The 25,645-nt window shown below is 59.7% G+C and carries 36 protein-coding genes; 34 read left to right on the plus strand and 2 right to left on the minus strand.

Annotated features, from left to right (window positions below; translation table 11 throughout):
* Positions 1–89: 89 nt before the first annotated feature.
* The 8 genes from RT131_RS18220 to RT131_RS18255 all read left to right on the plus strand — a co-directional run bounded on the left by RT131_RS18220 (position 90) and on the right by RT131_RS18255 (position 5,895).
* Entirely contained in the window at positions 90–536 is a 447-nt protein-coding gene (locus RT131_RS18220; protein ID WP_313174242.1) for a hypothetical protein, read from the plus strand.
* A gap of 14 nt (positions 537–550) precedes the next feature.
* A complete protein-coding gene (locus tag RT131_RS18225; protein ID WP_313174243.1) occupies positions 551–1,033 on the plus strand; it encodes a DUF695 domain-containing protein in 483 nt (160 codons plus the stop codon).
* A 1,330-nt stretch (positions 1,034–2,363) separates the two neighbouring features.
* Positions 2,364–2,648, plus strand: a complete 285-nt coding sequence (locus RT131_RS18230; RefSeq protein WP_313174245.1) for a hypothetical protein — start codon at positions 2,364–2,366, stop codon at positions 2,646–2,648.
* A gap of 584 nt (positions 2,649–3,232) precedes the next feature.
* Positions 3,233–3,568: a hypothetical protein gene (locus RT131_RS18235; RefSeq protein ID WP_313174246.1), complete on the plus strand. Its 336-nt coding sequence runs from the start codon at positions 3,233–3,235 to the stop codon at positions 3,566–3,568.
* Positions 3,569–3,648: 80 nt separating this feature from the next.
* On the plus strand, positions 3,649–3,879 hold the full coding sequence (locus tag RT131_RS18240; protein WP_313174248.1) for a hypothetical protein: 231 nt from the start codon (positions 3,649–3,651) through the stop codon (positions 3,877–3,879).
* 494 nt (positions 3,880–4,373) lie between these two features.
* A complete protein-coding gene (locus RT131_RS18245; RefSeq protein ID WP_313174250.1) occupies positions 4,374–4,829 on the plus strand; it encodes a GNAT family N-acetyltransferase in 456 nt (151 codons plus the stop codon).
* Positions 4,830–5,389: 560 nt separating this feature from the next.
* Positions 5,390–5,653 (plus strand): hypothetical protein, encoded by a 264-nt coding sequence (locus tag RT131_RS18250; RefSeq protein WP_313174252.1) that lies wholly within the window; start codon positions 5,390–5,392, stop codon positions 5,651–5,653.
* Positions 5,654–5,742: 89 nt separating this feature from the next.
* Positions 5,743–5,895 (plus strand): hypothetical protein, encoded by a 153-nt coding sequence (locus tag RT131_RS18255; protein WP_313174254.1) that lies wholly within the window; start codon positions 5,743–5,745, stop codon positions 5,893–5,895.
* A 273-nt stretch (positions 5,896–6,168) separates the two neighbouring features.
* Here RT131_RS18255 and RT131_RS18260 read toward each other — a convergent pair whose 3' ends face one another.
* On the minus strand, positions 6,169–6,360 hold the full coding sequence (locus tag RT131_RS18260; protein ID WP_313174256.1) for a hypothetical protein: 192 nt from the start codon (positions 6,358–6,360) through the stop codon (positions 6,169–6,171).
* Between the two features lie 317 nt (positions 6,361–6,677).
* Here RT131_RS18260 and RT131_RS18265 point away from each other — a divergent pair, with 317 nt between their 5' ends.
* The 22 genes from RT131_RS18265 (at position 6,678) to RT131_RS18370 (ending at position 19,925) form a co-directional block, all read left to right on the plus strand.
* Positions 6,678–7,043, plus strand: a complete 366-nt coding sequence (locus RT131_RS18265; protein WP_313174258.1) for a hypothetical protein — start codon at positions 6,678–6,680, stop codon at positions 7,041–7,043.
* Between the two features lie 61 nt (positions 7,044–7,104).
* Positions 7,105–7,578 (plus strand): hypothetical protein, encoded by a 474-nt coding sequence (locus tag RT131_RS18270; protein ID WP_313174259.1) that lies wholly within the window; start codon positions 7,105–7,107, stop codon positions 7,576–7,578.
* 69 nt (positions 7,579–7,647) lie between these two features.
* Complete coding sequence (locus RT131_RS18275) at positions 7,648–8,079, plus strand: DUF695 domain-containing protein (RefSeq protein WP_313174261.1); 432 nt, start codon at positions 7,648–7,650, stop codon at positions 8,077–8,079.
* Between the two features lie 84 nt (positions 8,080–8,163).
* Positions 8,164–8,787: an SMI1/KNR4 family protein gene (locus RT131_RS18280; RefSeq protein ID WP_313174263.1), complete on the plus strand. Its 624-nt coding sequence runs from the start codon at positions 8,164–8,166 to the stop codon at positions 8,785–8,787.
* 92 nt (positions 8,788–8,879) lie between these two features.
* On the plus strand, positions 8,880–9,365 hold the full coding sequence (locus tag RT131_RS18285) for a hypothetical protein (RefSeq protein ID WP_313174264.1): 486 nt from the start codon (positions 8,880–8,882) through the stop codon (positions 9,363–9,365).
* 72 nt (positions 9,366–9,437) lie between these two features.
* Positions 9,438–9,812 carry a nucleotidyltransferase domain-containing protein gene (locus RT131_RS18290; RefSeq protein ID WP_313174266.1) on the plus strand — a complete coding sequence of 125 codons (375 nt, stop codon included), beginning with the start codon at positions 9,438–9,440 and terminating at the stop codon, positions 9,810–9,812.
* 141 nt (positions 9,813–9,953) lie between these two features.
* Complete coding sequence (locus tag RT131_RS18295) at positions 9,954–10,640, plus strand: hypothetical protein (protein WP_313174267.1); 687 nt, start codon at positions 9,954–9,956, stop codon at positions 10,638–10,640.
* A gap of 94 nt (positions 10,641–10,734) precedes the next feature.
* On the plus strand, positions 10,735–11,115 hold the full coding sequence (locus tag RT131_RS18300; protein WP_313174269.1) for a hypothetical protein: 381 nt from the start codon (positions 10,735–10,737) through the stop codon (positions 11,113–11,115).
* Positions 11,116–11,315: 200 nt separating this feature from the next.
* Complete coding sequence (locus RT131_RS18305) at positions 11,316–11,783, plus strand: hypothetical protein (RefSeq protein WP_313174271.1); 468 nt, start codon at positions 11,316–11,318, stop codon at positions 11,781–11,783.
* 284 nt (positions 11,784–12,067) lie between these two features.
* Complete coding sequence (locus RT131_RS18310; RefSeq protein ID WP_313174272.1) at positions 12,068–12,481, plus strand: hypothetical protein; 414 nt, start codon at positions 12,068–12,070, stop codon at positions 12,479–12,481.
* Positions 12,482–12,587: 106 nt separating this feature from the next.
* Positions 12,588–12,941 (plus strand): hypothetical protein, encoded by a 354-nt coding sequence (locus tag RT131_RS18315; RefSeq protein WP_313174273.1) that lies wholly within the window; start codon positions 12,588–12,590, stop codon positions 12,939–12,941.
* 351 nt (positions 12,942–13,292) lie between these two features.
* Positions 13,293–14,120: a trypsin-like serine protease gene (locus RT131_RS18320; protein ID WP_313174274.1), complete on the plus strand. Its 828-nt coding sequence runs from the start codon at positions 13,293–13,295 to the stop codon at positions 14,118–14,120.
* A gap of 152 nt (positions 14,121–14,272) precedes the next feature.
* Positions 14,273–14,650, plus strand: coding sequence for a DUF4124 domain-containing protein (locus tag RT131_RS18325; protein ID WP_313174276.1), 378 nt, complete (start codon positions 14,273–14,275; stop codon positions 14,648–14,650).
* Between the two features lie 223 nt (positions 14,651–14,873).
* Positions 14,874–15,377 carry a hypothetical protein gene (locus tag RT131_RS18330; protein WP_313174278.1) on the plus strand — a complete coding sequence of 168 codons (504 nt, stop codon included), beginning with the start codon at positions 14,874–14,876 and terminating at the stop codon, positions 15,375–15,377.
* A gap of 207 nt (positions 15,378–15,584) precedes the next feature.
* On the plus strand, positions 15,585–16,091 hold the full coding sequence (locus RT131_RS18335; protein ID WP_313174281.1) for an N-acetyltransferase: 507 nt from the start codon (positions 15,585–15,587) through the stop codon (positions 16,089–16,091).
* Positions 16,092–16,306: 215 nt separating this feature from the next.
* The gene (locus RT131_RS18340) at positions 16,307–16,699 is read left to right on the plus strand and encodes a hypothetical protein (RefSeq protein WP_313174282.1); all 393 of its coding nucleotides are present in this window, start codon (positions 16,307–16,309) and stop codon (positions 16,697–16,699) included.
* 113 nt (positions 16,700–16,812) lie between these two features.
* Complete coding sequence (locus RT131_RS18345) at positions 16,813–17,163, plus strand: lysozyme inhibitor LprI family protein (protein ID WP_313174284.1); 351 nt, start codon at positions 16,813–16,815, stop codon at positions 17,161–17,163.
* Positions 17,135–17,635 (plus strand): DUF2798 domain-containing protein, encoded by a 501-nt coding sequence (locus RT131_RS18350; RefSeq protein WP_313174286.1) that lies wholly within the window; start codon positions 17,135–17,137, stop codon positions 17,633–17,635. The genes RT131_RS18345 and RT131_RS18350 overlap by 29 nt, the downstream gene beginning before the upstream one ends.
* A gap of 123 nt (positions 17,636–17,758) precedes the next feature.
* Positions 17,759–18,142, plus strand: coding sequence for a YbjQ family protein (locus tag RT131_RS18355; protein ID WP_313174288.1), 384 nt, complete (start codon positions 17,759–17,761; stop codon positions 18,140–18,142).
* A 123-nt stretch (positions 18,143–18,265) separates the two neighbouring features.
* Positions 18,266–18,685 carry a hypothetical protein gene (locus tag RT131_RS18360; protein WP_313174290.1) on the plus strand — a complete coding sequence of 140 codons (420 nt, stop codon included), beginning with the start codon at positions 18,266–18,268 and terminating at the stop codon, positions 18,683–18,685.
* A gap of 28 nt (positions 18,686–18,713) precedes the next feature.
* Positions 18,714–19,046: a low molecular weight protein tyrosine phosphatase family protein gene (locus tag RT131_RS18365; RefSeq protein ID WP_313174293.1), complete on the plus strand. Its 333-nt coding sequence runs from the start codon at positions 18,714–18,716 to the stop codon at positions 19,044–19,046.
* Between the two features lie 216 nt (positions 19,047–19,262).
* Positions 19,263–19,925, plus strand: coding sequence for a Pr6Pr family membrane protein (locus RT131_RS18370; RefSeq protein ID WP_313174294.1), 663 nt, complete (start codon positions 19,263–19,265; stop codon positions 19,923–19,925).
* Between the two features lie 8 nt (positions 19,926–19,933).
* On the opposite strand, the gene RT131_RS18375 is transcribed toward RT131_RS18370, so the two are convergent.
* Positions 19,934–20,608, minus strand: a complete 675-nt coding sequence (locus RT131_RS18375; protein WP_313174296.1) for a DUF2306 domain-containing protein — start codon at positions 20,606–20,608, stop codon at positions 19,934–19,936.
* Between the two features lie 282 nt (positions 20,609–20,890).
* Here RT131_RS18375 and RT131_RS18380 point away from each other — a divergent pair, with 282 nt between their 5' ends.
* From RT131_RS18380 to RT131_RS18395, 4 genes are all read left to right on the plus strand, one after another.
* Positions 20,891–23,083, plus strand: a complete 2,193-nt coding sequence (locus tag RT131_RS18380) for a TonB-dependent siderophore receptor (protein WP_313174299.1) — start codon at positions 20,891–20,893, stop codon at positions 23,081–23,083.
* Positions 23,084–23,317: 234 nt separating this feature from the next.
* A complete protein-coding gene (locus RT131_RS18385) occupies positions 23,318–23,632 on the plus strand; it encodes an iron uptake protein (RefSeq protein WP_313174301.1) in 315 nt (104 codons plus the stop codon).
* A 12-nt stretch (positions 23,633–23,644) separates the two neighbouring features.
* Entirely contained in the window at positions 23,645–25,306 is a 1,662-nt protein-coding gene (locus RT131_RS18390; protein WP_313174303.1) for a PepSY-associated TM helix domain-containing protein, read from the plus strand.
* Positions 25,299–25,622, plus strand: a complete 324-nt coding sequence (locus tag RT131_RS18395; RefSeq protein WP_313174305.1) for a DUF3325 domain-containing protein — start codon at positions 25,299–25,301, stop codon at positions 25,620–25,622. Before RT131_RS18390 ends, RT131_RS18395 begins: the two co-directional genes overlap by 8 nt.
* The last annotated feature ends 23 nt before the right edge of the window (positions 25,623–25,645 follow it).

Raw genomic sequence — 25,645 nt, forward strand, 5'->3', positions numbered from 1 at the left:
CGGGGAGCGGTAAGGGCCACAGCCGCCTAACAGTTCATTCAAGCCGACGCCGCTTTTCGGCGCGGCTTAATTCCAGAGTTAGAGGGCTAATGAACATTCTCTCCCGTCCTCCAAACCGGCCTTATCGCAACCTGTTTTTGGCCGCACTGGTCGGGGTCCCCGCAGGGAGTCTCGTAGTTTCGCTCTTTCTCGCCCTGTTCCAGTCCACCTCGCTCAAGCAGTCTCTGACACTCATCGCCGATGCCTTGTTTGTCTCATCCATCGGTTACGCCGCAATGGCATTACTGCTGTTGGCATATGGGCTTCCTGCACTTTGGCTTGCTCTAAGGTTTCGCCTTGCGGGTCCAGCTACGGCTCTACTAATCGCCACGCTCCCTGGTCTGTGTATTTGGTTCCTTGGCGGCACCCGTGGCTCGCTCGCCTGGCTTCCGCTAGCCATATCCGTGGCCACAGGTCTCGCGTTTGTCGCGTTGGCGTATCGCGGCACGCCCTCTAACAATTCATTCAAGCCGAAGCCGCTTCGCGGCTCGGATTAATTCAGGTGTTAGCCATGTCAAAGCTCCTGCTCGCGATCATCGGCCTTTTCATGACCACGTCAGCATCCGCCCAAGAGTGGGCAACGGCCGTCTCTAGGCACCAGGCGGAGGACCGCTCCATCGTCTTCCGGTACGTCAAATCCTTTTCGGTAGACTTCCGCCGCTCCAAGCAACCAGATCGGGTGATCTTGGTCTGGGACTATCAGTCGGAGAGCGGCATGCCATCCGCTGATGAGCGCAGGAGTATGGACGAGCTGGAGGACGCTATTTCACCAACCATCGAGAGCAATGGCTTTGCAACGCTAGCTCTGGTGTCAACTGGCGAAAATTTCCGCGAATGGATCTATTACACCAAGTCTCAGGATGAGTTCATGACCAAGCTCAACTCGGCTCTGAAGGACAGTCCAGCCTTTCCCATCAAGATACATGCGGCGCCTGACCCCGCGTGGAGCACCTACGAGGAGTTCATCTCCGGTGTGGTTCCTGGCGATGGCTAACAATTCATTCAAGCCGAACCCGTTGCGCGGGCCGGCTTAATTCCGGAGTTAGGGCCCACATGAAGCGTCTCGCAAAGTTCGTAGTCGCCCTTCTCGCTACGCTCATACTTCTGCCAGCTTTAGGCTTCTTGGCTTATGACGCTTTGGTGTTCTGGCCCCACCGAGATGACATTCAAGCCATCTTGGCTAAGGCAGACCCTCTAGACCGCACGCCTCCACCCAAGATCCGCACATACATCATTGCGCAGCAACAAGGAGGCGTATCGCCTTCCGCCATGGTGGCCCGGCAGCTGCACTATCGCCTTCTCCCGCGCAAAGGAACGCTCAACTGGCACATACGCAGCATTCTCTGGGAGCGGCTTGTTTCGCTACACCTTTCCCAGGATGAGGTTCTTGGGTTGTACTCCACTCTCGTATTTAACGGGCAGGGACATGGCCTAAACGCCCTATCCACTCGCATGTTCGCTAAACCACTCAGCGCACTTTCGGACCAAGAGGCGGCAACGGTAGTTGCCTATACATGGGGGCCAAGCTTGTACGCACAACACCCTGATCAGCTCGAGGCGCGTAGGGATAAACTGCTCTCCAGGGTCCGGGGTGGGCCCTAACAATTCATTCAAGCCGAAGCCGCTTCGCGGCTCGGCTTAATTCAGGCGTTAGGCGGCAGTGGGTTTGGTTGGCTGGCCCTTCTTCTTTCGGCAGCAACATCGGCAAGTCACCGGTCGGCTCCGGGTAACAGTTCCAACTGTTCCTGGCAGCGGCAAGCCGGCCACTTCGTCTTACACCTCACTGCTCTGCCGCAATCAATTCATCGCACTTCGGCGGCAGCGCTCGGCAAGGCTTCCCGGGCAAGCTCCATCCCGCAAGCTGTGGCATGATCGGCTAGCGTTGAGTTGCACAAGCAGGGCAGCATTGGCCCGGGGAGCGGTAAGGGCCACAGCCGCCTAACAGTTCATTCAAGCCGACGCCGCTTCGCGGCGCGGCTTAATTCCAGAGTTAGGCTGCATGATGAAAAATTGGTGGGTGTAAGATGGGAAAAATTTCGATTCTCGCAGGGATACTTTCAGTCCTTGGGGTTGTTGCATTCTTCTTATTGGGCTGGGGTTCTTCTGCAATCTACTGGCTCAGCCTCGCTCTCGGACTATGTGCGTTAGGCTTCGGATTTATGACTAGGAATAGCATGCCGGGAAAAACAGGAATAGCACTTGGGCTCCTTGGAGTTATTCCTACCTTGCTGCTCATTGGTTGGCTGCACTTCATGGTTGGAGCCTAACAATTCATTCAAGCCGACGCCGCTTCGCGGCGCGGCTTAATTCAGGCGCTGGGCCCTATGGAATACATCGACGTCGAGTGGAAACACCAGAACACTACTGATCCAGTGCGCCTAGTCTCCGAACTCAACGCAGACCGATACGAAACGCGCAAGCTGGAATTTTTCCCTATGGGTAAGGTTGGCTATGCATCCCAGCAAAGCGGTTCGCCCGGCACCGAGCTTGGCATTGTCCCGGTTCCACCGCTGACGGAGATCAATCAATCACATGAGTTCAATGGCGTTACTATCAGCGCTCAAAGCTTCGAGAGCTTATGGGCTGCCAATGTGCCAGCTAGGGGCTAACAATTCATTCAAGCCGAATCCGCTGGGCGGGTCGGTTTAATTCCGGAGTTAGGCCGCTATGAGAAATCCGGTTCTCACTTACTTCGTATACGACGGTGAAATGGAGCTGCCAGAAGAGGGCGTGGCAATCCATAGCGGCAGGCCTCACTACTTCTGGCTCCGCGATCCTCTCCCTGTGCTGGGAACTGCAGTCTTTGACATTGTTCCAATTGACCAACCCTTCCTAGAGGCGGTGTCTGAGTTCGAGACAATATGGCGCGAGTGGGACCTCGCCTACCACGCAGGGGAAGTGGAGCTAAGTACTCATCCCGGCATCCAAGGCAATAACCTTCGATTTCTAGAGCTCCAAGAGCAGATCGCGACTCAGGCCGAAGATCTGCACAGCGCCGCGCATCAACAGCGTGGCCTTGTTAAGTTGTCGGAAAGATATCTAGCGGAAACCCGCCGGCATGGGGGAAAGAAATGGCCTATTCCGGGGATGCGATCCGCCGAGTTGGAGATCGTATGGCAAGTCCCCTAGAGCGGCCTAACAGTTCATTCAAGCCGAACCCGCTTCGCGGCTCGGCTTAATTCAGGTGTTAGGCATGAAAGCAGCATTGCTGACTATCACCACGTCCACCATGCTTATTGCCGTTGGCTGCACGGTCACCCACACTCCTGCAGACAAGCGCGTCGTCTCACTGGATACTCGCCATGACGCCGTACTTATAGCCAACGCCGAAGCAATTAGAGTGGGATATGACTTGAGTGAATTTGGGGAACCAACCAACACTGGCCCATCCGGAATCGCTGACCCAACGAGTTCGGCATGGTCATTCGACTACTCAACTTGCGGAAAAAAGTGGACTTTTGACTGCAAGGGATTCACCGTGACGGTTGACAAGACGACCGGAAAAGCCGAGGCGCTAGCATGGCAGTAGCTCACGCCTAACAGTTCATTCAAGCCGAACCCGATTCTCGGGTCGGCCTTACTCAGTCGTTAAGCGCTTAAAGGAGACACATGGATACGCTTCTGACATCTGGGCTGGTTGGCGGTATCGCCGGTGGATTAGCTGTGCTTCTTCTTGCATTCCTGATTCCTCGAAAAACCTGCCCCAAGTGCAAGACGTTGCTGCCTAGATTCCGCAAACCATCCAACACCCGTGAAGCCATGCTAGGTGGCTGGAAATGCCCCTCCTGTAGCGCAAAGATTGCTCGTGATGGTTCGCTTCTGTCCAATGACACCCTATGACAGACGCGCCTAGCGATTCATTCAAGCCGATGCCGCTACGTGCCGCGGCTTAATTTCAGACGTAGGTTGCAATGACAGAATAGTCGTATCTGCTATTTGCTTCTTCCATCTATGCCTTGGGGTTCGTCGGGCTATTCGGCGTTTCGCTGCTTCCTCTCCGAGCCTTCCTCGCACTGCGGCGCAACGCATTTCTCTGGCACGCGTCCGTCCTCGGCAATATTTCTCTCATTCTTGTGGCTGTTTCGGCCATTGCTGCCGTAGCTATTGGCATACCTCAGATTGCTGGAGTATTCCGTTGCCTCACAGAGATGCATTGCGGCGCTAATCGCGCTCTTCCTTGCCATCTTTGGCGTCTGCTATCTTGCATTTGAGCTGCTCTCCACCGTTGTTCTGACGGTTGCACGCAAGATTGATAGCGTTGCGACCTAACAATTCACTCAAGCCGTCGCCGTCGCCGTTGCGCGGCGCGGCTCAATTCTGGTGTTATGCATTGCATGAAAGTTCGTCGCTATCAGAAGGATGATTGGCACCGCATCTGCGAGATTCATGATCTCGCTCGTATGGATGAGCTACGCGGAGCACGCCTGGAGCATGCTTTCCTGCCTCTGGAAATTGCCGCGGAAAGAGAGAACCTATTTGATTACGATATTCTTGTTGCTGATAAGGACGGCCTAGTCCTCGGCTTCGTGGCCTACAGTAAAGATGAGCTTACTTGGCTATATGTAGATCCGGCGTGCTACCGCACAGGGATCGGAGGTCTCTTGGCAAGGTCAGTCCTTGCGGAGCGCCCTGAAGGCCTCTGCATTGAGGTCCTGCAAGGAAACGAAGCCGCTTTGGACTTCTACAAGTCTATTGGCTTTGTTGAGTCGAAGATCGTCAGTGGCTGGATGCCTGGCAATGAGAAGTTTCCCGTCACCGTTCATTGCTTGGCCTATGCCAGCAATGCCTAACAATTCATTCTAGCCGCCGTTGCTTCGCAACGCGGCTTGGCTCCAGGGTTTGGACTCACAAGAAATGTCAGAGCGCTATGTACAACAATGGAGCAGCTATCGACGCCGTCATTGGGCTGCGTGCCTCGGGCTTCTGCTTGGCCTTCCAGCAGCATGCTCCGTGGGCTATCTCATGTTTTCTGTAGTGGATCTGGATCCAGGCATCGCCTTGACCATTGCGGGGGTGGCTTGGGGCTGTACCTGGCTTTGGCTGTGCTTCCGTGTCACTCGATTTCCATGCCCTCGCTGCTCCAAGCCATTCCTTGCTGGTCAAGAACCTGCCTTGGCCGCAACGCGTTATTGTTCCAACTGCGGGCTCCAACTGTATGCGTGTGAGCCCTGACAATTCATTCAAGCCGAAGCCACTGCACGGCGCGGCTTCATTCCAGAGCCAGGGGGCTCGCGTGGCATACGACCTGCATATTGAGAAAAATAACAGCTAACCCATCTCAGAGGCAGAGTGGAATGCAGCAGTGCTATCCACCCCTTACGTCCGCAAAGGCACCGGGACAGTGGCAACCGTGAACCAAAACACAGGGGAACGAATCGAGATCCAGCTGCCGCACAGCAATGCCCAGGTGTACATCCAGACCGGTACTGGCCCGGAGTCCGAGTGGCAGCCGGCTTTTTCCTACAGCATCGGTCGCGTGACGTTTGCGGCCACCCCTGCACTCCTGCAGGATCCGCTCGACCCTGTAAGGCAGGCAGCCATCGCACTCTGCACAAAAATTGGGGCACGGATAGTCGGAGATGAGGGAGAGGTCTATGTCTGGGAAATTTCCTGACAACTCATCCCAGCCCAACTTACTACCCATGTTGGCGTGGTTTCAGAGTTAGGTTGTTCAATCGAACTTTTACAAAGGACGTAATTCCCATGATTGAAAAACGAATTCACAGGTTTTTGCCACTGGCCTTGCTTCTGCTATGCATGGGCATCTGGTCTGCCAGGGTATCGCTGTTTGAAATATACGATGCTGCAGTGGAAAATAGCGCGCAGCTCGACGCGGCACATCCTGCAAAGAAGTAGGCGGTTGATTCTTTTGCTGAACCCTGACAATTCATTCAAGCCGTAGCCGCTCCGCGGCCCGGCTTTATCCCATAGCTGGCCTCAGGAGGAAGAAATGCCTCAGCTTCTAAAAAGTCTTCTTGTTGGAACTGGATCCGGAGCGGTCACCTGCCTCGCGTCCGTATATGCAATCGGCCATACCGCAGCAATCGCAATGCCTTCTGGTTTCCCTATCGCGCTCTGGAACGCAGTCGTTGTCTTTGGCCTGGGTGCGGCGCTAGTCGCATTCCTGGTTCAAATCGCTGCGTTGCGGATGTTCTCCTCCCTGCTTATCCCCACATTGATCGGGTTCACGGGGATCACCGTTGCTGCCTTGGCGTGGAAGGGCCTGCTGCCCACGAGCTTCAACGCCTTGACTTCATGGCTCATTGGGGCGTTGTTGGCATCAGCAGTTGGTCGCTGGCTGATGCCTGACAAATCGTTCAAGCCAATGCCGCTCCGCGGCCAGACATAACTCCGGCGTTAGATCCCATCGGACGGCGCATCCTGTTCGTAGACGTTGATGACGCACTGATACGCTTTTGTGGCACCAACCGAATTCCATCTGGATGGTCTCGTGCCCGCGAGTTCAATAAACGGTGCGTCGTACTTTGCCTGTGAAGCTCAAGCGGCGCGGGCATTGCCAAACTTCACAAGCGGCAGTACCTCCAGTTCACGGAGGGTACCTGCCAGTTCATTCAAGCCGAACTCGCCTCGCGAGTCGCGCATAATTCCACACCCAGGTCGCAGGAGGCGCATGCAAAATGGACCCAGAAAGAACAAGAAGACCCGAAATCGTTCAGGCGCTGGAAGCGCTCAAGGGACTTCTCGATGCCCTTCCCGACGCGGGCAATCCGAAGGCAGCGATCGAAGGCCTGGCCAATGCGTCCCGTACAGTTAATCCGAAATGGACTGTCCCACCACTTGGTCACCCGGAGGGAATGAACAAAACCTTCCCTGACGGAACCATCAGAGTGATGCTTCTCGCTCATCAGATATTCGTCAATCCAAATGGCGCCTACAGAATTGTGGATCTCCATCCGCCACAAGCCACATTTTATGAACGCGCCTCCGGTTCCGGCATTCCTTTCGTCGACCCTATGGCTGAGAGCAATGGCGCCGCAGTCTAACAACTCATTCGAGCCGACACCGCTGCTCTGCGCGGCTTAACTCAGGCATCAGGTGCTACCGATGGTTCCATATGGTTTGAGCAAAGAGCAATTTGCGTCGATGTATCAGCGCAAGTTGGACGGCCTTTCAGATCGAGCTATCCACGCGCTCCGAGACCTCCTGGTGCAGCCGATTGGCCGCGGAGTTGATGAGGCACACATTGAGATATTCCCAGACGAGTACGGTGGAACACCAAGCATCTGGGCGTACTGGCGGGGCAAGAACAACAAGGTAGATCACGCAGATCCAAGCCTCTTTCCCGGGAGATCACTTAGGCTTGACCTTGGCCTCGAAGGCCTCCCGAATATTGACGAGCAATACTTTGTAGAGCCTGACGAGTTCCCGGGTCTTCAACTAACGACTTCGCTACTGTCGCGTTGGCTCTCGGAGTCATGGTGGAAAGCCGGTGGGTGGGCATATCCCGTGCCGACAACCCTTGCTGTTCATGACGTTGATGCATTGGAGTGGGTGCAACTCTCCAAGGGTGGCGCCTGACAATTCACTCACGCCGTAGCCGCTTCGCTGCTCGGCTCAATTCAGGCGTCCGGGCGCCAGGGAGGGTTTATGGAAGACCAAAGAGGCTGGGTTCTCGCACGAAGAGAGACCGAAGCCGGACTGTCTTTACTCCGTCTAAAGACGATCGAACCCGAGTTCGACTTCGGTGCCTTTCCTGAGAGATTCAACGTGATTTGGGATTTCCAATATCCCACCAACGCCGGTACTCCGTCAGCTTCAGATTCTGAGGCCATGAAGAGGTTCGAAGATCGAGTCTGCGAACGCATAGAGTCAGACAATCAGGCTATCTTGTGCATGGTCTTCACCAAGCCTGGATACCGGGAGTACGTATTCCTCTCCCGAGACAGAGACAGCTTTCTCACCGTGCTGAACACGATTCCCCGAGAGCCCGACCCTTATCCCATTGAAATACACCATGAAGTGGACAGCGCGCATGAGTTCTATAACTCATACGCAAAGGGCATCCGGGGCGCGCCCTGACAGTTCATCAAAGCCGAACCCGCTTCGCGGGTCGCCCTGATTCAAGTATTGGCATGCCCTGAACAACATCAACAGGATTCTTCAATGATCGATGGAATTCGCGCTCTTCTCGGTAATCTAGCCCCAAGCGTTGAAGAAGCGTTGCTTCCGGGTGCAAGCGCTGAACAAATAAGAGAGTTGGAGGCCGCCGTCGGCAGGCCACTTCCGAACGACCTTGTCAGGCTCTATCGAGCTACTGCTGGCACCGACCCGAGAAGCACCGCAAACTTCGCTTTCGGATTTGTCTTCACGGATATCGGATCGCTTTTGGAGGGACTTCCCCGCCTGCTCCAAGAGGGTGACGGTGATCCACTGAGCTTTGCCGATCCTGGGATCGCTACCGGGTACAACTTCGGGCGACTACGTCTGGAAATTGGCCACGACAATGGTCGATCCAAGATCCTCGTTGACTTGGCGCCAACGGCTGGAGGTGAAGTCGGTCAGGTGATCTTCGTGGACAGTGAATACGGAGTTGCCCTCAAGCTGGCGGACTCCGTATCGCGCTATCTCAAGAGATTCGAGGACGATCTTTCCATGGGCCGCTACTCGCTCCAGGAGGATGCACTTGAAGACGGAGTGGAATGGCTTGAACCAGCTCGTGATATCGACGTAGGGAACTGGTACAACTCACCTGCATGGCTCCATGTTGCCCAAGTAATGAAGAACTGAAGCCCATCCATCCACAAGCTAGTTCATTCAAGCCGAAGCCACTCCGCGGCTCGGCCCGGCTCGGTTCAATTCAAGCGTCATCACCCTTCCCAATGCCCACAGTTCCCCCGGAGTTAGTCGCGCAAGCCGTTGCCGTCCTTGGCACGGATGGCATTACCGATACGGAGATTGAGTCCAACGTCCTGGCGTTGGCTCAGGACTCGATGCTTGCCAGGCGGCTTATTGATTGGCCACCTGAGGCGTTCGCTCTGGTTCTGCTCCCTCACATCGCCAAGGTCAATCTGCCAACCACGTTCAGTGCAAGGTCCAAAAGTGGCAATTGGATAGAGCTTTCATTTCAACTGGAGCCGATCTTCCAAGCAGCGGTTCGCCTCGGCATGGACATGTACCATTCCGAGCAAAGAAGCACGTTTGGCAACATCGCGCTTCGCAGCTCCACCCTGGCGGCTGTCAATGAGGCCCTAAACCAAGGCAGCTCACTTGAGGGCGCGACACTCTCGGGCCCCGCCCTTGTCGGCATACCTGCTGAGGTGTACATGCCCCCTGCCAAGCCACTATGGCGCCGGCTCTTCCAGTGAGCCCCAAGAGGCTGACAATTCATTCAAGCCAACGCCGCTCCATCGTGCGGCTTAGTTCAGGAGTTGGACCTCATGCCTATCCTTCCAGCAACCGCCGATAAAGCAACTGTTGAGTTCGTTGTCAGCTTCTGCAAGGAAAACCTATCGAACTACGGCCTCCGCCGCATCTATCTATTCGGCAGCAGGGCTTCAGGGACGCCCCGACCCAATAGCGATCATGACTTCTATGCAGTTGTGGCGGACTCCGCGCCAGATGGCGTCCGTACCGGTGGAACAATCCATGATCGCTTGTATCGGCAACTGCTTTCCGAGGCGCGAAAAGCCAGCCCGGGGAAGATAGACCTCATGATCTCAAGGGAATCAGGATTCATTGAGCAATCAGCGATTGCCGACACGCATGCAAACTCGGCGATCAACAACGGAATCCTTGTGCTCAATGAGGCCTAACAGTTCATTCAACCCGAGCGCACTTGGCAGCTCATCCAGCTCGGCGTACCTCGTTCGCAGCGCTACATCCTCATCATCCCGAGGTCTGGGGTCAGCATATCCGTCATCACCAACCAAAGCAGTGGCCAGACTGCGCGCGCGATGGAAACCGCGATCGACACTCTGCTCGAGAGAATCGCCGCACATGAAGCTGCTGCGGATGACGGCCAACCTCGACAGGACAAGCCGTCAGCGATCCTCACGCGGGGCGACAGCATCCCGCAGCTCAATCATGTCGAGTTCGACCCACAGCTTGGCTCAGTCTCGGAATCAGGTGCCAGAATGAAATTATTCGCAGGTGCAATCACTGCCTCCCTTGCTGTCGCAGCCGTCGCGGCGACTCCCTATCGCATGCACGGCGTCACCCTGCTTCAACCCGAGTTCGTTCTGAACGAGCGGGTCACCTCAATCGCTGCATTGTCAGCCTATATCAAGGCGGTTCAGGCCTCGGCGGAGCAGGCCTTGTCGGGCACCACCGCCACGCCAGCCACCGGCTATCTTGTTCTTGCCGTGCGACCCGGCGGGCGCTCCAGGGTGTGGTTCGACTTCAAACCGGCACTACCCGAGCCGACGGCATCCAGACTTCGCGCAGCCATTCTGGAAGTGCCAGCATTTGAGGCCAAAGAGGGCGCGGTAGTGTTTGCACTGAACTCTTCCCTCTGGGGCGCGCCAGCGCCAACAGGGTTTCCCAGCCCACAGGAATGGAACAGCGCGATGCAGGGGCACGCCGAACCGTTGGAGATTGGTGCACTCGTCGACAAGGTCTGGCCAGACGGGACAGGCAATTGATGGTTCGTCCATGTTGGGGCGCTGTGCCGCTCGATTCAATGCCGTGTATGACCATATGACAGACCCCGCAGTCACCTGCCGAGTACGGAACCAGATGATTGGCTACCTTGCGCTGGCCAGTTCGTTCGAGGAGCAAGCGCTGTACCAGCGTGCTGCGCCCAGCATCAATGTCGCGAACGAGATCATCAACCAATGGCAGGACCTGGTGCAGGAAGATTGGCGCAGCTATATCACCGATCCCGTGTTCTGCTCCGAGGAAGTGACCGCTGTCGAAAGGTTCCACGCTGCATGGGATGCGGTGGCGGAAGCCACGCCGCAGCAGCTGCCTTCACTGGATACACTGTGGGCCAGCACGCAGTGGCAGCTACTGGCCGCGGCAGCCGACGAGGCGTTGGCAATCTTCCAGGTGCGTGGCTGCTTTCATGATGCGCCTGATCAGACCCGGTCGTTGCTGCCCAGCAAGTCCTCGCCTTAGCCGGATGAGCCGTACGTTGCGCTGCTGGTTGGCCAGGACCTGCGCATGGGATTCATGCAGTCCGCCGCGTTGGGCACGGGACTCCCCCTCCCTGCAGCCCGACACCCGCGCAAGATCCGTGGATTGCCTCCCTACGGATTGACGCACCTGGTTCCCCCCGATGCACCAACACCGGCATGTTCTCATTCGATACCTGACCTATGTTCACCCGCACCGATCTCGCCGCAATAGAACACAGCAAGCTGATTCACTGGACGTTTTCAGGGTGTTACCCCGGCCTCCATTTCACCACCTATCCGCAGCATGCGTTCCGTACGCCGTGTTCCGAGGAGCTCATTCGTATCACCCGTGCTCCGCGGCTGACTGCAGACAACGGCTTGAGGTTCTGGTGCTCGGCTGAGCGGACTGACGACTGGAGTACCCGGGAACATTATTTCGCGCCCTACCTGCATGGTGCCGAATTTGAACCTATCTCCGAAGAAACGTTCAACCGCATGGTCATGGAGAGCTCCAGCGAGCTTGTTGCACCGCTCCCGCTCCCACTGCACCCACCAACTGGCTTTGTCGGAGCACTGCTCATGTACTCGATGAGGACCGATTTCACCGTCTCCGTGCTGGCCGAGTACGAAGATGAGTTCATCCATTACTTCTGGACAACGTCCGCATAGAGAAAGGCGTTCGATACCCGATAACTGCCACAGGCAAGGTCCCGCTCGAAGGGCCGACCAGCCAAGCATCCATCCGCCGTACGTGCCTTTCTGTGCGCCGTTCCATGTGCTGCACTCCGTTGGTTTGCCACTCATGGCCATTGTTGCCAAGATGGGGACTCGGCTACCGCACAGGTTTTGGCAGCGCCGCAGGCTTCGGGATCAGCAGACTTGCGTATCCGCGGAACAGCGGGCCATGCACCAAGCGCTGCGCCCGGGCACACAGCGCCACGATAGGATTTCAAATGGGATTTGATATTTCGTTCTATCGATTCGTTGGCAATTCGCCAAAGTTCGACCAGATGGAACAACTGCAGGACCAGGAAGACATTGCGCTCGATGCAGGGCAACTTCTGGAAATTCGACGCGTGGCATCCGCCATTCTCGGCACCATCCCGGGTTCCGCGCCCAGCCCATATCAACAGGCGGAGGAGCAGGTAATCTGTATCGACATCCCCTTGCCGGGCGATCCCGACGCGTCCTTTGAAATCCTCATTGGCTTGCAGCAGGCGCACATTTCCGACTGGCACCCTGACACCAGTGATCCGGACACGCTGGGAACGTTGATAACGCTCATTGCAGTCCTCGAATCACTGGGATACGAGGCGTTTGAGCCACAGCGCGGTGCATTCGTGAACGCCGCAAGCTATCGTTGGTAGCGTACGGCAGGCATGCCGAGGAATCCGCACGCACCTATCCATGCAGGCCGAAGGTCCGATCTTCGGCCTGGCAAGCCATCCCAATCCCCGTTCGAGAGCGTCATACATGAAAGGAATCACCACGACAGTCATCATCGCAGCCGCCCTTCTCTCAGCGTCGAGCGTTGCCGCCGACAGCGGTCTGGTTGAACGCAACTGGGTGAAGGTGGATGAAAACCACGCCGAAGTTTCCCATGCCGGTCGCGACTATGTGCTGGACACGTACATCGTGATGTTCCAGCAGCCGTACTACATCCACGTGCGCGCGAAGGACACGCAGGCCTGGGAGACCGATGATCTGCTGGACATGGTCAGCGAGTACATCAAGCCACGCGGCTGCACGCAGGCACTTGAGCGTCGCAGCGATCTTGATCGCAGCAATGCCGCGGGCAACGAGCGGATCCTGGGGTTCCAGTGCTGAGCCACGTACCCGCCCGGACCGCCTTCATGCCAGTGTTGCAGACTGGCACTTCGCTCCCGGACGCTTGCCGGGACAGTCATACTTCAATCGGAGGCATAGAATGGAGCACCTGAATCGCCTCACCGCACAACAGTTGGCGATCGCCGCCGCATCGGCGTCACTGGCAGCTGCAGGGCTGCTTGCGCAGGGCGCTCGGATTGGCTATCTACCGCTTGCAGTCGCCGCACTATGCACGGTTGGAGCGCTGGCGAGATACCTTCGTCGTTGAGGAAACACAGGACCGCCGGCCGTGTTGCGCTGTTGCGGTGTCGCTGTCGAACTCCATGTCCATTCCACGACCAGAGCCTGCACATGAAGCGCCTGCTGCTGTCCACACTTCTTCTCGCGATGTCCTCCCCCGTTGCGGCCATCGTCATCCGCCATGATGTGGACGACGCGACGTATCGGATACCAGCCAGCGCCTTTCCCGCCCTGGTCGATATGCCCGGCGAAGGGCACGGCAGCCTGATTGCCCCGCAATGGGCTATCACCGCGGCGCACACCCTTCCGCGACATACGGTGTTGAAGCAGGTCGTCATCAACGGGCAGCCGCGGGACGTGGAGCAGGTGGTGGTCCATCCGGGCTACAAGCCCCTGCCGCAGGCCCTGATCGACCAAGCCATGGCCAGTGGCGAGGCCATGTTGATCGTCGCCTTCCTTGCGGCCTCGGATGACGTGGCATTGATCCGATTGCGCCAGCCGGTCACCGATGTCGTTCCGGTCGCGCGCCATGCTGGCAATGATGAGCTGGGGCAGATCATCCAGCTGATCGGCAAGGGCGCGACCGGAACCGGCGATACCGGGCACGATCCCGGCGGTCCCAACCGCACCGAGCTGCGACGTGCCTTCAACAAGGTCAGCAGCGCATACGACCGTTGGTTCTGCTACGTGTTCGATGCGCCACCTTCAGCCTTGCCACGCGAGGGCGTGCTCGGCAACGGCGATAGTGGTGGCCCCGCCTTGATCGAACACGACGGGCAATGGCGACTGGCCGGACTCGGCTCCTGGAAGGTCGTACAGGGCAATGTGCTGACGACGCGACCCGGGCGCTATGGCCAGGTCACCTGCAACGTGCGTTTGAGCCATTACGCCGACTGGATCGATGGCGTGATGTCGGCGTCTCCTTCCGCTGCCGACTGATCCTGCGCGCAGCCCTCGCATGCGGGTGACGGCAGCGCAGTGCGTCGGCGCGCCTTTCCTTTCCGGAAAGCGCGGAATGGTTCCGGATTCCTTGCCGCGGAACGGACATAATCTGCGCTCTTTCCCTATTCAGATTTCCGTACGGAGCTTCGATGACAAAGGTCTGCCTCACCCTGCTCGCCTCCGCCGTCCTTTGCTTCGCCAGTCCGGCCGCGCATGCCCAGGCTGTGTACAAGTGCACCGGCCCGAAGGGTGAAACCAGCTACCAGTCGATCCCCTGCAGCGAAGGAGAGACCTCCTCGCGGCGCTATGCAACGCCCTCCACTTCCAACCCGACCCAGGCCCTGTCCGCCGCGCCGGTCGAGGCCGGCCAGCGGCGCGTGCAGGTGCGCTATACCACGACCGCAGGCAACGAGAACTGTGACGGTGCCAAGGCCACGCGCACTGCCGCGCTGGCTGCGGCAGGGTCGCAGGCGAATGCCGGAATGCGTGCCAGCCTGGACCAGCAGGTCAGCGCCGCCTGCAGGTAGGGCTGGGAGCACCCGCCAACAGGCCCTTGGCGCGCCGGCCGTTGCTTCCTGTTCTGCCAGTGGCAGCTACCGGCCAGGCCAAGCGCACCACACCCTCTGGTTTGATCTGTTGCGAAGTGGTTGAACCTCCGCGTCATACGTTCAATGATCGCCGGGCGCGCTGTCGTGCCCGACCGGCATGGTCCTGGGCAGGCAGGCCGTCATCGCCCGAGGAGTCCGTGCAATGCGATTTGCCCGCCCGATGCTCGCAATTGCCCTTCTCCTGCCTTTGGGTGTCGGCGCCCAAGACCACGGCACTGCGCTGAAGATCGACAGCAGCCAGGTGGTTGGGCTGACCGCGTTGCTCGAAGCACAGCCCCACCACCCCGAGGCGACCAGCATCCGCGCCCTGCTGCTGGAATGGGAAGACGGCACCGAGGACGCGGTGGACTACGTCTGCCCCGACGTGCTGACGCCGGTGCCCGCTGCCGGCATCGCCAACAGCCAGGAACTGTTGGCGCAGTTCATCTTCGGTAGCGCGGCCTTCCAGGTTGCCAACCCATCGCAGAAAGGGGCTTTGCAGCCTTCACAACTGGCCGGCATGCGCAGCATGCTCAAGGCCTACCGGGCGTTGCTTGCCACCGATCCTGCCGCGCGCATCCCACGCTTCGACACACTGGTCGCCATGGATGCCGAAGGCAGCCTCGCCGCCTACCTTGAGCCTATCGTCACCCTTGGCTGCCAGTAGTCGAAGACGGGCTGGCGAAACCGCTAGCTGCCATTGTTGCCAGCGAACGGCCCCGGGTGCGCTGCGCTTACCCGGGCTACGGTGCTCAGGGTGAGCTTCCGGCTTGGCTTGAGCCTGTCGTCACACCTGCTTGCATGTGACTGATGTCGCACAGCCCAACCGATATGCTTTCGTACCCAAGCCTCCCCGCAAACGCTCCCTGCTCCCATGAACATCAAGATCCGCCAGGAAACGCCCGCCGACATCGCAGCCATCGAAGCAGTGACAATCGCGGCTTTTCTGCAGGCGCCGCATACCGATCACACCGAGCAGTTCATCGTGGCGGCATTGCGCCGATCAGGGCAGCTGACCGTCTCCCTGGTGGCGGAACAATCGGGCGCCATCGTTGGCCACGTTGCCGCCTCGCCGGTGACCATCGCCGGTGCGGATAGGGGTTGGTACGGGCTTGGGCCGGTATCGGTCCTGCCCCACTTGCAGGGCAAGGGCATTGGCACCCAGCTGATTGAAGCCGCGCTTGATCAGCTGCGTGTGCTTGCTGCAGGAGGCTGCGTGGTACTTGGCGATCCAGGCTATTACGCGCGTTTCGGATTCAAGGCCACCGATGCGCTTACCCTGCCCGGCGTGCCCGCCGAGTACTTCCAGGCGCTCTCGTTCGATGCGCAGATGCCGCAGGGAACCGTTGCATACCACGCCTCGTTCTCGGCGCAGGAATAGCGCTATTACGTACACCTGCGTGCAGCGTTTGCGGTTGCCGGATTCAAACAGGGCCAACATCACACGCGTTTGCTCTTCGCATGGCTATCAACAGGCAATTCCAGACTCCGCGCGCTTGCTACCCATCACTTTGATAGGCAGAGTTGCGCACATCGAATACCCGATCAGCAGTGAACCGGCTGATCTGCCATCCATCCACCAGAAGGAAGCCACGGATGCGATCCATCACAACCCACCGCACTGCCCCCAACATCTTGCTGCCGGAAGTGCTGCGCCGCGGCCGCCTTGCCCTGCTGGCCCTGTTGTTCACCCTTGTGCTTGCTGCCTGTGGCAAGCCCGTACCGGCGGACAAACAGGCCTATGTCGGCACCTGGGAATCGGCCACCACCTCGCTGCTCATCGACGCCAGCGGGCGCGTCATCTACAAGCACCAACCCAGTCCATCGGTGAGCAAATCACTGGACGCACCGATCAAGGCCTATGAAGGCGATGACTTCATCGTTGGAGTTGGCCCGCTGACCTCGCGTTTCGTGGTATCCGCGCCGCCACACCAAGTGGATGGCAGCTGGAAGATGACGGTCGATGGACAGGAGCTTACGCGACGCTGAGCCGATTGCCCCTTGCAGATCCGCGAAGCCGATCACCACGGCAGCCGCCGCTGCCACAGCACAGGCACTACCCGATGCGACCCAATGTAGTTTCCCTGTTATTGCTTGCAGGCATGGCGTGGCCCGCTGCCGCTACGTCGCTGGACTACCAGCAGGCCTATAACGACTGCCTGGCCAAGGCCGGTGGCATCAACAACGGCACAGTGGAGGCCTGCTCATCAGTGACCTCGGAGCACGCAAAAGCGGAGATGACACGCCTTTACCGTGCCTTCTACCGCAAGTTGCTTGCAGAGAACGCGAACGATGCAGCAAGGCTCGAGCGCGCCCAGAAAGCCTGGCTGGTGTACCGGGACCTGCACTGCGAACTCGCGGGCTCCTACGTTGGCTCGCCGATGTATTCGTTCTGCCCGATGCAGCTCAACATCGACCGGGTCATTGAACTGCGCGAACTGGTTGGGCAATGAGGCACGTTGCCTCATCGACGGCCACGTAGAAGCGCTTGCCAGAAACACAGCCAACTCCTACCATCTGCGCGTCCTCGCTGCCCACGCGGAGACCGTAAGCGTTCACGTCAACCAACGCGCCCATCAACTCCGGCACTGCCGGGGCTGTTCGCCCATCCATGGGCGGAAGGCGCCACTGCTTGACCGGATCCAGGAGATCACTGTGAACGCTACAAACAAAAACACCATTGCATTCGGCATTCCCAAGCTGCCCCTGCGCTACGGCGCCCTGGTCATGCCCTTGCTGCTTTCCGTCCTGATGACCTGCGTCGTCTCCCTGATCAGCACGCTGAAGAGTATCGGGATGTCGCCGCTGCTGGGCTCCAAGTGGCTCGCTGCCTGGGGTGTTTCGTGGCTGGTCGCCTTCCCCATCCTGCTGTTGCTGTTGCCCCTGGTACGCAAGGCGACTGCGGCATTGGTCCGGTCGGCCTGACATTCCAGATTGCGCCGGCCCGCCCTGCGGGCCGGCTTCTACGTCGCTTGCGCGGAGGCCATGGTGCCGGGCATCGGAATGCACGCATACTCGAATCCCCGATGCGTCCCGCCAGCCCCGACCATGACCGACCCTTACAACACCTCGTCCAGCCGTACGCCTGCCGCCCTGCTGAACGACGCAATGATCACCACCGCACTGGAGCTGCCGGGTTACCGCGCCGTGCGCAATCTCGGCCTGGTACGTGGCATCACCGTGCGCTCCCGCTCCATCGTCGGCAACTTCCTGGGTGGGCTGCAGACCCTGTTCGGCGGCAACATCACCATCTACACGGAACTGTGCGAACAGGCCCGCGATGAAACCTACCGCGACATGGTTGCCCACGCCCGCCAGTTGGGTGCCAATGCCATCATTGGCGTGCGCTATGACGCCACCGAGCTGATGACCGGGCTCACCGAAGTGCTCTGCTACGGGACTGCGGTGGTAGTTGAAACGGATAGCCGCTGACCTCTGACCCAAGGACGCCGAACGGGTCTGCGGCAAGCCTGCAGCGGCCGAGCCGACCACACGCTGCCAATCTCGCCTTGAAACTGCCTGCGGCGTAATCCGCACTCCATCGTGAAGGATCACATGCGAACGAAACTGCTGGCCCACCTGATCGGCTTCATGGTGCTCGTGCCGAGTACGTTGGTGGCGTTGTTCTACAGCGCGCTGGGCCTGATGTTCGCGCTGGACTCGATCCAACGCCAGGAGCATCAGGGCAATGCCGTGCTGGTACTGAGCTGTCTGGTCGGCGGCTGGCTCGGCATCGTCGCATTGTGGCGCGCCTATTTTGTGCTTGCTACTGACCAGCGCACCTTCAGCACCACACGCATCTGGATCGGTTTCGGCTGTGGCAGTCTGGTTTCATTGATGCTGATCGGGATGGTGAACGGTTCGCTGCTTTTCCGGGGACTGTTCTTCGGTTGGCCGCTGCTTGCTGTTGTTGCGTTCACCGCGATGTTGCTGCGCCACGACACCCGTGCCGCAGCACCTGCACCTTCCGCCTGATCAGGCGCTGGACCTTGATAGAGCCGCCATGCCGCGCAACGTCCTTTTCATCTGCACCCAGAACCGCTTGCGCAGTCCCACCGGAGAACAGGTCTTCGCCGACTGGCCGGGTATTGAAACGCAGTCGGCCGGGCTTGGAAACGATGCCAATACGCCGGTGTCGCCAGAGCTGCTGGCTTGGGCGGACCTGATCTTCGTGATGGAGAAAGCCCATCGCAACAAGCTGTCGAAGAAGTTCCGCGCACATCTGGATGGCAAGCGTGTCATCTGCCTGGATATCCCGGACGACTACGACTACATGGACCCGATACTGGTGCAGCTGCTCAAGCAGAAGGTGACGCGGTTCCTGCCTGTGGGATGAGTGGCACTACGGCTTGGCCTAAACGGAGCATCAGCTTCGGAGCTTTCCTCACCCCCGGTGCCAGTGGTGCTTGCGTCGCCCTCTCCCCAACCCCTCTCCCGTGCAGGGAGAGGGGCTTTCAGTAGCTGCAGACTGCCGAACCAGCTTGCTTGCGGGCTGAATGCAGGTACTGCGCTACTCTGCCTACCTTGGCAGTTGAACTCCTTCGGAGAGCAGATGCAGACCACGCCTCACCCGCTCCACAGGAAGATGCTGGCAACACTGGCAGTCGTCGCATGGTCAGCGCTGCTGCTGCAGCTCTACCTGTCCATCGAATTGGCGTTTTCCAATGGCCGTGGCGTCCTCCATGGAACGCTTGCCTTCCTCGCCTACTTCACGGTGCTTACCAATCTGTTCGTCGCGCTTTCAGCCACCTTGCCGCTGGTTGCCGGAGCCACACCTCATGGCCGGTTCTTCGCCAAGCCCGAGGTGCTGGGTTGTGCGATCACCTCGATTGTCATGGTGGGTGCGGGCTATCACCTGCTGCTGCGCAATGCCTGGAGTCCGCAGGGTTTGCAGCTGCTTGCCGACTACCTGTTGCATTACGTTGTGCCGCTCGGTGCGCTTGCTTATTGGGTGGTGTTTGCGCCCCGCGCCCGACTTGGTGTGCTCGCGCCGCTGGCATGGTGCATCTATCCGATCGGCTATTTCATCTACGCGCTGATTCGTGGCGGACTGACTGGCATGTATCCGTACTACTTCATCGATGTCACCAGGATTGGCTTTGCCAAGGTAATGGTGAACTCGGTGGCGATGCTGGTGGCCTTCCTGCTGGTTGGTATGGCAGTACGCCTCATTCCCGTACTACGTGGCGCTTCCTTGCCGACCGCTGAGCGTTGAATCACCCATCAGCCCGCGGGGGATGCCATCGACGGCACTCTTTCCCGCCACCTCATCCACACACCCGACAGTACGCCATGCAGCAACAACGGCACCACCCAGCTGCTCCACAACAGCAGTGCGATGGCATCCGGGCTCGGCGCACGCCCACTCGCTATCCAGGCCGGCAACAACAGCCGGAACACCACCGGCGCCAACGTGACCAGATAGGCCCGTGTCATCCAGCGTCGGTGCCTTGCGATGTTGCCGCGGCGGATGCTGCTCATCGCCACCAGGGCGGTCAGCAACCACGCCAATGCGGTGCCGGCAAACGCCGTGGTGATCGCCGCAGGTGCCGGTGACGTCGCGATCAGGCCGACCGCCGCCACACAGGCGAGCAACATGCCGCCGATATAGCTGCGTCCCAGCCAACGGTGCAGACGAGGCCAGGCTCGCGGCCAACGCGTCAGGAACTGTAGCGGGCCGAGCACGATGCCCAGCACACCACCCACGATATGCAGCCACAGCCAGCCACGGCGCGACCAGTACATGGTGTAGTGCGCCGGATCCAGATGCCGGTACTGACCGTATACGGCCAGCAGGAAGTGCAGGCTGAGCGCCGCCAATGCCAGCCACAACAGTGCCCAGGCAAAGCGCTGCAGGGAACCACGGCGTCCAGAGACAGCTTGCGACGGGTCGGACATGCTCACCTCGGCGGGGGCGTCGGTCTGAGCATACAAGTCCCGGCCGGTGCGCTGTAGACCACGTTCAAGCATGCCGCAGGCAACGACGTGTGCATCAACGGAAGTGGGGAGACTGCGGTTCCCTTCTTGCTGACTGGGCCAGTTGTTGCAAAATACAAATCATTCGCATTTAATTTCCCACTTGCATCGCCGCCCGCCAGAGCGCCGTTTCGCCCCGCATCGGAAGCGGGCATCGCCCCCGCCCGTGGCCAATCCGCTGCTTTCCCCCGTTCAGGCCCGCCCATGCACCCCAATCGCCCCACCCGCCGCCCGGCTCACGCCGCCGCTTCATCGTTCCCGTTCACTATTGCCAGCGCACCACTGAAGGCTGCCATCTGCCTTGCCTTGGCAGCCACCAGCGGTGGCGTCCTGGCGGCACCGCAGGCCGCCACAGGCGGCGCTCCCAGCACGGGAAATGACAGCGCCACCCAGCTGGATACGGTGCGCGTGGTTTCCCAGCGCGCCAACCGGGTCAGCAACGGTGCCACCAACCTTGATCTGGATATCAAGGAAACCCCGCAGTCGATCAGCCTGGTCAGCGGCGAGCAGATGCAGCAGTTCGGCATCGACAACATCAACGACGCGCTGCGCCTGGCCACCGGCATCCAGGTGGAGGAATGGGAAACCAACCGCACCAACTACGTGGCGCGCGGCTTCGACATCAAGAACACCCAGATCGACGGCGTCGGCCTGCCCAATGACTGGGGCATCGTCACCGGTGCGATGGATGCCTTCGGCTACGAGAAGCTCGAGGTCATCCGCGGCGCCAATGGCCTGCTCACCGGCGTGGGCAATGCCTCCGGCACCATCAACTACGTGCGCAAGCGCCCCACCAACGAGGCCAAGGGCCAACTGGGCGTCAGCGTCGGCTCCTGGGGCAAGCGCCGCGTCGAGATCGACTATTCCACGCCCTTCACCGAGGATGGCCGTTGGGCCGGTCGGGTGGCGGCTGCGCATGAAGACGCCGACTCCTACCTGCGCGGCTTCAATACCGACCGCAATTTCTTCTACGGCGTGGTCGATGGCCAGATTGGCGACAACGGCACGCTGACCGTGGGCTATTCCTGGCAGAAGGCCAACAGCGACCAGAACATGTGGGGTGCGCTGACCTTCGTCAACGCCGATGGCACGCAGGCGTCATGGCGCCGCAGCGCCTCCACCACCCAGGATTGGACCTACTGGGATACCAAGACCGAAACCGCCTTCGCCGAATACACCCACCAGCTGGGTGCGGACTGGCAGGTGAAGGCCTCGTACAACTACCGCAAGAGTGGCAGCGATGACCAGCTGTTCTTCGCCTACACCACCACCGGCCTGGATCCGCTCACCGCCGAAGGCCTGGTTGGCTGGTCGTACAAGGGCATCGACGAGGGCAGCTCGCACCTGGGCGATATCACCTTGAATGGTCGTTTCCAGTTGTTCGGCCGCGAGCAGGAAGCGGTGTTCGGCTTCAGCATCGCCAAGAGCGAAGAGACCACCTGGGACCACCCGGTGGATAGCAGCGATCCTTCGTTTGGCGCATTGCCTGCCTTCCCCTACGCAGGCAACGCCATTGCCGAGCCGCAATGGGGTCCGCGTACCAGATCCAACTGGACCAACCAGCGCCTGAAGCGCGGCTATGGTGCGACCCGGCTGAGCTTCACCGATCGCCTGAAGTCGGTGATCGGCTTCAACTGGGCCGAGTACCACCGCGACGGCAACAACGGCGTTGCCTTCAACCAGACCGAAGACCATATCAGTCCCTATGCCGGCCTGACCTGGGACTTCAATGACAGCGTGCTTGGCTATGTCAGCTACTCCGACATCTACCAGCCGCAGGACCAGTACGACATCAAGCATGTCTACCTGGACCCGACCAAGGGCGTGAACTACGAAGTCGGCATCAAGGCCGAATGGCTGGACCGCCGCCTGCTGACCACGCTGGCGCTGTTCAAGGCCAAGCAGGAAAACCTGTCTACCTATGGCGGCTATGACTTCGCCACCGCCAACTACTGGTATTACGGCGTGGACGTGGAATCCAAGGGCGTGGAGTTCGAAGCCACCGGCAAGCTCAGCGACAACACCAACCTGGTATTCGGCTACACCCAGCTGAAGATGAGCAACCAGGACGGTGGCAGCACCTATACCTGGGTGCCGCGCCGCACCGCCAACCTGATGTTGACCTCGCGCCTGCCGAACCATGAAGCACTGTCGTTCGGCCTGGGTGGCCGCTGGCAGAGCGATACCTCCACCAAGGAAAGCTATACCAACATGGTGGTGCGCCAGGGTAGCTATGCCGTGCTCAACGCCTTCGTCGCCTGGGACGTGCTGCCCAACGCAACGGTACGCGCCAACATCAACAACCTCACCGACCAGAAGTACATCAACAGCCTGTACCAGATTGGTTACTACGGTGCCCCGAGCAATTACCAGTTGAGCTTTGACTGGCGGTTCTGAGGACGGCGTATAGCGAAGCAGTCATGGCTTTTGGCTTTTGGCTTTTGGCTTTTGGCTTTTGGCTTTTGGCTTTTGCTTCATCCCCTCTCCCCTTGCGGGAGAGGGTGCCCCGAAGGGGCGGGGTAGCACTTCACTGCCAACCTTACCCCCCTCCCTGACCCTCGCCCTCTCCCCACCCCTCTCCCGCAGGGAGAGGGGCTTCAAGCAACGCTTCACCCGAACCGACACGACACCATGTCCCAATCAACCACCATCGCCACGCCCTCCCGCTCACGACGCCAGATCGTGCTGCACGTGCTGGCCGCAATGTTCGGCGGCTACGTCTTTGCCTGGGGCACGGTGGCGTTGGCGACCTGCCTGTTGTTCGCGGCCAAGCTCGACTTCCACGATGCAGAGTTCCTCGGCGCCTTCATCGGCCTGCTCGTCTACGTGACGGTGTTCCTGTGGAGCATCGCGACCCAGCGCCTGCTGCGCGTCTGGATCGTCCTGTTCGGCGGCGGACTGTTGATGGCGGGCGCTGCATCGCTGGTCCAATCCCTGCTCGCATGACCGGAGAAGTCCATGTTCAATAGTTTCCGGCAAGCAATGGCGTGGCTGCATACCTGGTTCGGCCTGGTGCTGGGCTTCGTGCTGATGGCGGCGTTCTTCTTTGGCGCGCTGTCCGTCTTCGACCGCGAAATCGATCGTTGGGCGATTCCCGCCACCCGCATCGACGCGCAACCGATGCCGTCCTTCGAGAAGATCCTGCGGCCTGCCTTCGAGCGCATGCAGCCGACCAAGGAGGCCATCGATGCGATGCGCCCACGTGTCAACGGGCCGATGCCCACGCACTTCGACAAGGTCGCCAGCTGGAGTGCCTACACCACCCACCGCGACCCGGTGCTGGCCCTGTATGCGGGCTACCAGGTGCCCAATGCCAAGGACCCGGAAGAACTGATCTGGGCCTATACCACCATCGATCCACGCGATGGCAGCGTGCTTCCCGACGACCATTTGAAGATCGGCAGCGGCTTCTTCTTTCCGCTGCACTACGGCCTGACCCTGGACTGGAAAAACCTGGGCATCTGGATCGTTGGCTTCTCCGCCCTGGTGATGCTGACCGCGTTGATCAGTGGCGTAGTGATGCATCGGAAAATCTTCCGCGAATTTTTCACGTTCCGCCCGGGCAAGGCCAGGCTGCGCAGCGTGCTGGACCTGCACAACCTCACCGGCGTGGTGGCGCTGCCGTTCCACTTCTTCTTCGCACTGACCGGCCTGCTGATCTTTGCCGGCACCTATTATTTTCCGGTCGGGCACACCCAGCTGCATGATCTGCACGACCTGCACGAACGGATGGAAGCGCAGGAAACCGGACTGCCGCATCAGCGCGCAGGCGTTGCCGCTGGGCTGGCTTCGGTGGATGCGATGGTCGCGCAGGCGCAGCGGCGCTGGGAGGCCAATGACAAGGCTGGCGATGTCGGTTTCCTGGTGCTGCAGCATGTTGGCGATGCCAACGGCTACGTCAGCGTCTACCGCGCCGGCACCGACCGCATCGCATTGGTAGGCGATGGCATCCACTTCAAATCCTCTGACGGCAAGCTGATCCGCGAAGATCCGGCCGCCACGCCGGTGGCACGCATGGCCGAGTTCCTCACCGGCCTGCACCTGCAGCACTTCCGCCATTGGCTGCTGCGTTGGCTGTACGTATTCGGCGGCCTTGCCGGTGCGGTGTGCATTGCCACCGGCTTCATCTTCTTCGTCGAAAAACGCAAGCGTCAGCACGCCCTGCAGGGCAGCCAAGGTGCACGCATCGTGGATGCGCTGGCCGTGACCACGGTGACCGGCATGGTTCTGGCCACGCTGGGCATCCTGATCGCCAACCGCCTGCTGCCCGAGGCCCTGCCCGGCCGTGGCGACTGGGAGCGCCATGCGTTCTGGGCGGTGTGGGCGTTGGCGCTCGTGCATGCGGGTGTGCGCGGTGCACCGGTGGCACGCGGCCTGGCCAACCCGGCGTGGCGCGAACAGACCTGGGCCATCGCGGTGATGGCAGTCGCAGCCGTCGCCTTGAACTGGATCACCACCGGCGACCATCTGCTGCGCACACTGGCGCGCGGCTATTGGCCGGTGGCGGGTATCGATCTGTTCCTGCTCGGCAGTGCGTGCGTGGCCATGATCGCTGCCCGCAAGCTCGGCCAGCACGCGCATGCCAAACAGGCCGCGCAGCGGGAGAACGCCCATGCATGAGTCGCTGTCTGCCAACCTGATGCTGGCCGCCGCACTGCTGAGCAGCCTTGCCGGCATGGCATGGCTGGCATTGTCGATGCAGGTACATGCGCTGCAGGTGTGGCCACGCCAGCCATCGCCGACCACCCTGCGCTTGCTACGCATCCTCGGCAGCTTCAGCGTCTGCGTTGCATTGGTGCTGTGCCTGGCGGTGGATCACGCCACGATGGCGGTGCTGGTCTGGGTAATGGCCTTGAGCGCTGCAGCAATGTTGGTGGCGTTTATGCTGTCTTCGCAGCCGCAGCGTTTGCGCGTGTTTGCGCCTTGGATCAGGTAACAACGCAGTCGGCAGGCAATGCA

Origin of the sequence: Stenotrophomonas sp., assembly GCF_032066555.1 — a bacterium.
Lineage (GTDB): Bacteria > Pseudomonadota > Gammaproteobacteria > Xanthomonadales > Xanthomonadaceae > Stenotrophomonas.

Bases quoted from the DNA above. Each gene is read 5' to 3' on its own strand.
- RT131_RS18220 (WP_313174242.1), top strand. From the start codon at position 90: ATGAACATTCTCTCCCGTCCTCCAAACCGGCCTTATCGCAACCTGTTT.
- RT131_RS18225 (WP_313174243.1), top strand. From the start codon at position 551: ATGTCAAAGCTCCTGCTCGCGATCATCGGCCTTTTCATGACCACGTCA.
- RT131_RS18230 (WP_313174245.1), top strand. From the start codon at position 2,364: ATGGAATACATCGACGTCGAGTGGAAACACCAGAACACTACTGATCCA.
- RT131_RS18235 (WP_313174246.1), top strand. From the start codon at position 3,233: ATGAAAGCAGCATTGCTGACTATCACCACGTCCACCATGCTTATTGCC.
- RT131_RS18240 (WP_313174248.1), top strand. From the start codon at position 3,649: ATGGATACGCTTCTGACATCTGGGCTGGTTGGCGGTATCGCCGGTGGA.
- RT131_RS18245 (WP_313174250.1), top strand. From the start codon at position 4,374: ATGAAAGTTCGTCGCTATCAGAAGGATGATTGGCACCGCATCTGCGAG.
- RT131_RS18255 (WP_313174254.1), top strand. From the start codon at position 5,743: ATGATTGAAAAACGAATTCACAGGTTTTTGCCACTGGCCTTGCTTCTG.
- RT131_RS18265 (WP_313174258.1), top strand. From the start codon at position 6,678: ATGGACCCAGAAAGAACAAGAAGACCCGAAATCGTTCAGGCGCTGGAA.
- RT131_RS18270 (WP_313174259.1), top strand. From the start codon at position 7,105: ATGGTTCCATATGGTTTGAGCAAAGAGCAATTTGCGTCGATGTATCAG.
- RT131_RS18275 (WP_313174261.1), top strand. From the start codon at position 7,648: ATGGAAGACCAAAGAGGCTGGGTTCTCGCACGAAGAGAGACCGAAGCC.
- RT131_RS18280 (WP_313174263.1), top strand. From the start codon at position 8,164: ATGATCGATGGAATTCGCGCTCTTCTCGGTAATCTAGCCCCAAGCGTT.
- RT131_RS18285 (WP_313174264.1), top strand. From the start codon at position 8,880: ATGCCCACAGTTCCCCCGGAGTTAGTCGCGCAAGCCGTTGCCGTCCTT.
- RT131_RS18290 (WP_313174266.1), top strand. From the start codon at position 9,438: ATGCCTATCCTTCCAGCAACCGCCGATAAAGCAACTGTTGAGTTCGTT.
- RT131_RS18295 (WP_313174267.1), top strand. From the start codon at position 9,954: ATGGAAACCGCGATCGACACTCTGCTCGAGAGAATCGCCGCACATGAA.
- RT131_RS18300 (WP_313174269.1), top strand. From the start codon at position 10,735: ATGATTGGCTACCTTGCGCTGGCCAGTTCGTTCGAGGAGCAAGCGCTG.
- RT131_RS18305 (WP_313174271.1), top strand. From the start codon at position 11,316: ATGTTCACCCGCACCGATCTCGCCGCAATAGAACACAGCAAGCTGATT.
- RT131_RS18310 (WP_313174272.1), top strand. From the start codon at position 12,068: ATGGGATTTGATATTTCGTTCTATCGATTCGTTGGCAATTCGCCAAAG.
- RT131_RS18315 (WP_313174273.1), top strand. From the start codon at position 12,588: ATGAAAGGAATCACCACGACAGTCATCATCGCAGCCGCCCTTCTCTCA.
- RT131_RS18320 (WP_313174274.1), top strand. From the start codon at position 13,293: ATGAAGCGCCTGCTGCTGTCCACACTTCTTCTCGCGATGTCCTCCCCC.
- RT131_RS18325 (WP_313174276.1), top strand. From the start codon at position 14,273: ATGACAAAGGTCTGCCTCACCCTGCTCGCCTCCGCCGTCCTTTGCTTC.
- RT131_RS18330 (WP_313174278.1), top strand. From the start codon at position 14,874: ATGCGATTTGCCCGCCCGATGCTCGCAATTGCCCTTCTCCTGCCTTTG.
- RT131_RS18335 (WP_313174281.1), top strand. From the start codon at position 15,585: ATGAACATCAAGATCCGCCAGGAAACGCCCGCCGACATCGCAGCCATC.
- RT131_RS18340 (WP_313174282.1), top strand. From the start codon at position 16,307: ATGCGATCCATCACAACCCACCGCACTGCCCCCAACATCTTGCTGCCG.
- RT131_RS18345 (WP_313174284.1), top strand. From the start codon at position 16,813: ATGGCGTGGCCCGCTGCCGCTACGTCGCTGGACTACCAGCAGGCCTAT.
- RT131_RS18355 (WP_313174288.1), top strand. From the start codon at position 17,759: ATGACCGACCCTTACAACACCTCGTCCAGCCGTACGCCTGCCGCCCTG.
- RT131_RS18360 (WP_313174290.1), top strand. From the start codon at position 18,266: ATGCGAACGAAACTGCTGGCCCACCTGATCGGCTTCATGGTGCTCGTG.
- RT131_RS18365 (WP_313174293.1), top strand. From the start codon at position 18,714: ATGCCGCGCAACGTCCTTTTCATCTGCACCCAGAACCGCTTGCGCAGT.
- RT131_RS18370 (WP_313174294.1), top strand. From the start codon at position 19,263: ATGCAGACCACGCCTCACCCGCTCCACAGGAAGATGCTGGCAACACTG.
- RT131_RS18375 (WP_313174296.1), bottom strand. From the start codon at position 20,608: ATGTCCGACCCGTCGCAAGCTGTCTCTGGACGCCGTGGTTCCCTGCAG.
- RT131_RS18380 (WP_313174299.1), top strand. From the start codon at position 20,891: ATGCACCCCAATCGCCCCACCCGCCGCCCGGCTCACGCCGCCGCTTCA.
- RT131_RS18385 (WP_313174301.1), top strand. From the start codon at position 23,318: ATGTCCCAATCAACCACCATCGCCACGCCCTCCCGCTCACGACGCCAG.
- RT131_RS18390 (WP_313174303.1), top strand. From the start codon at position 23,645: ATGTTCAATAGTTTCCGGCAAGCAATGGCGTGGCTGCATACCTGGTTC.
- RT131_RS18395 (WP_313174305.1), top strand. From the start codon at position 25,299: ATGCATGAGTCGCTGTCTGCCAACCTGATGCTGGCCGCCGCACTGCTG.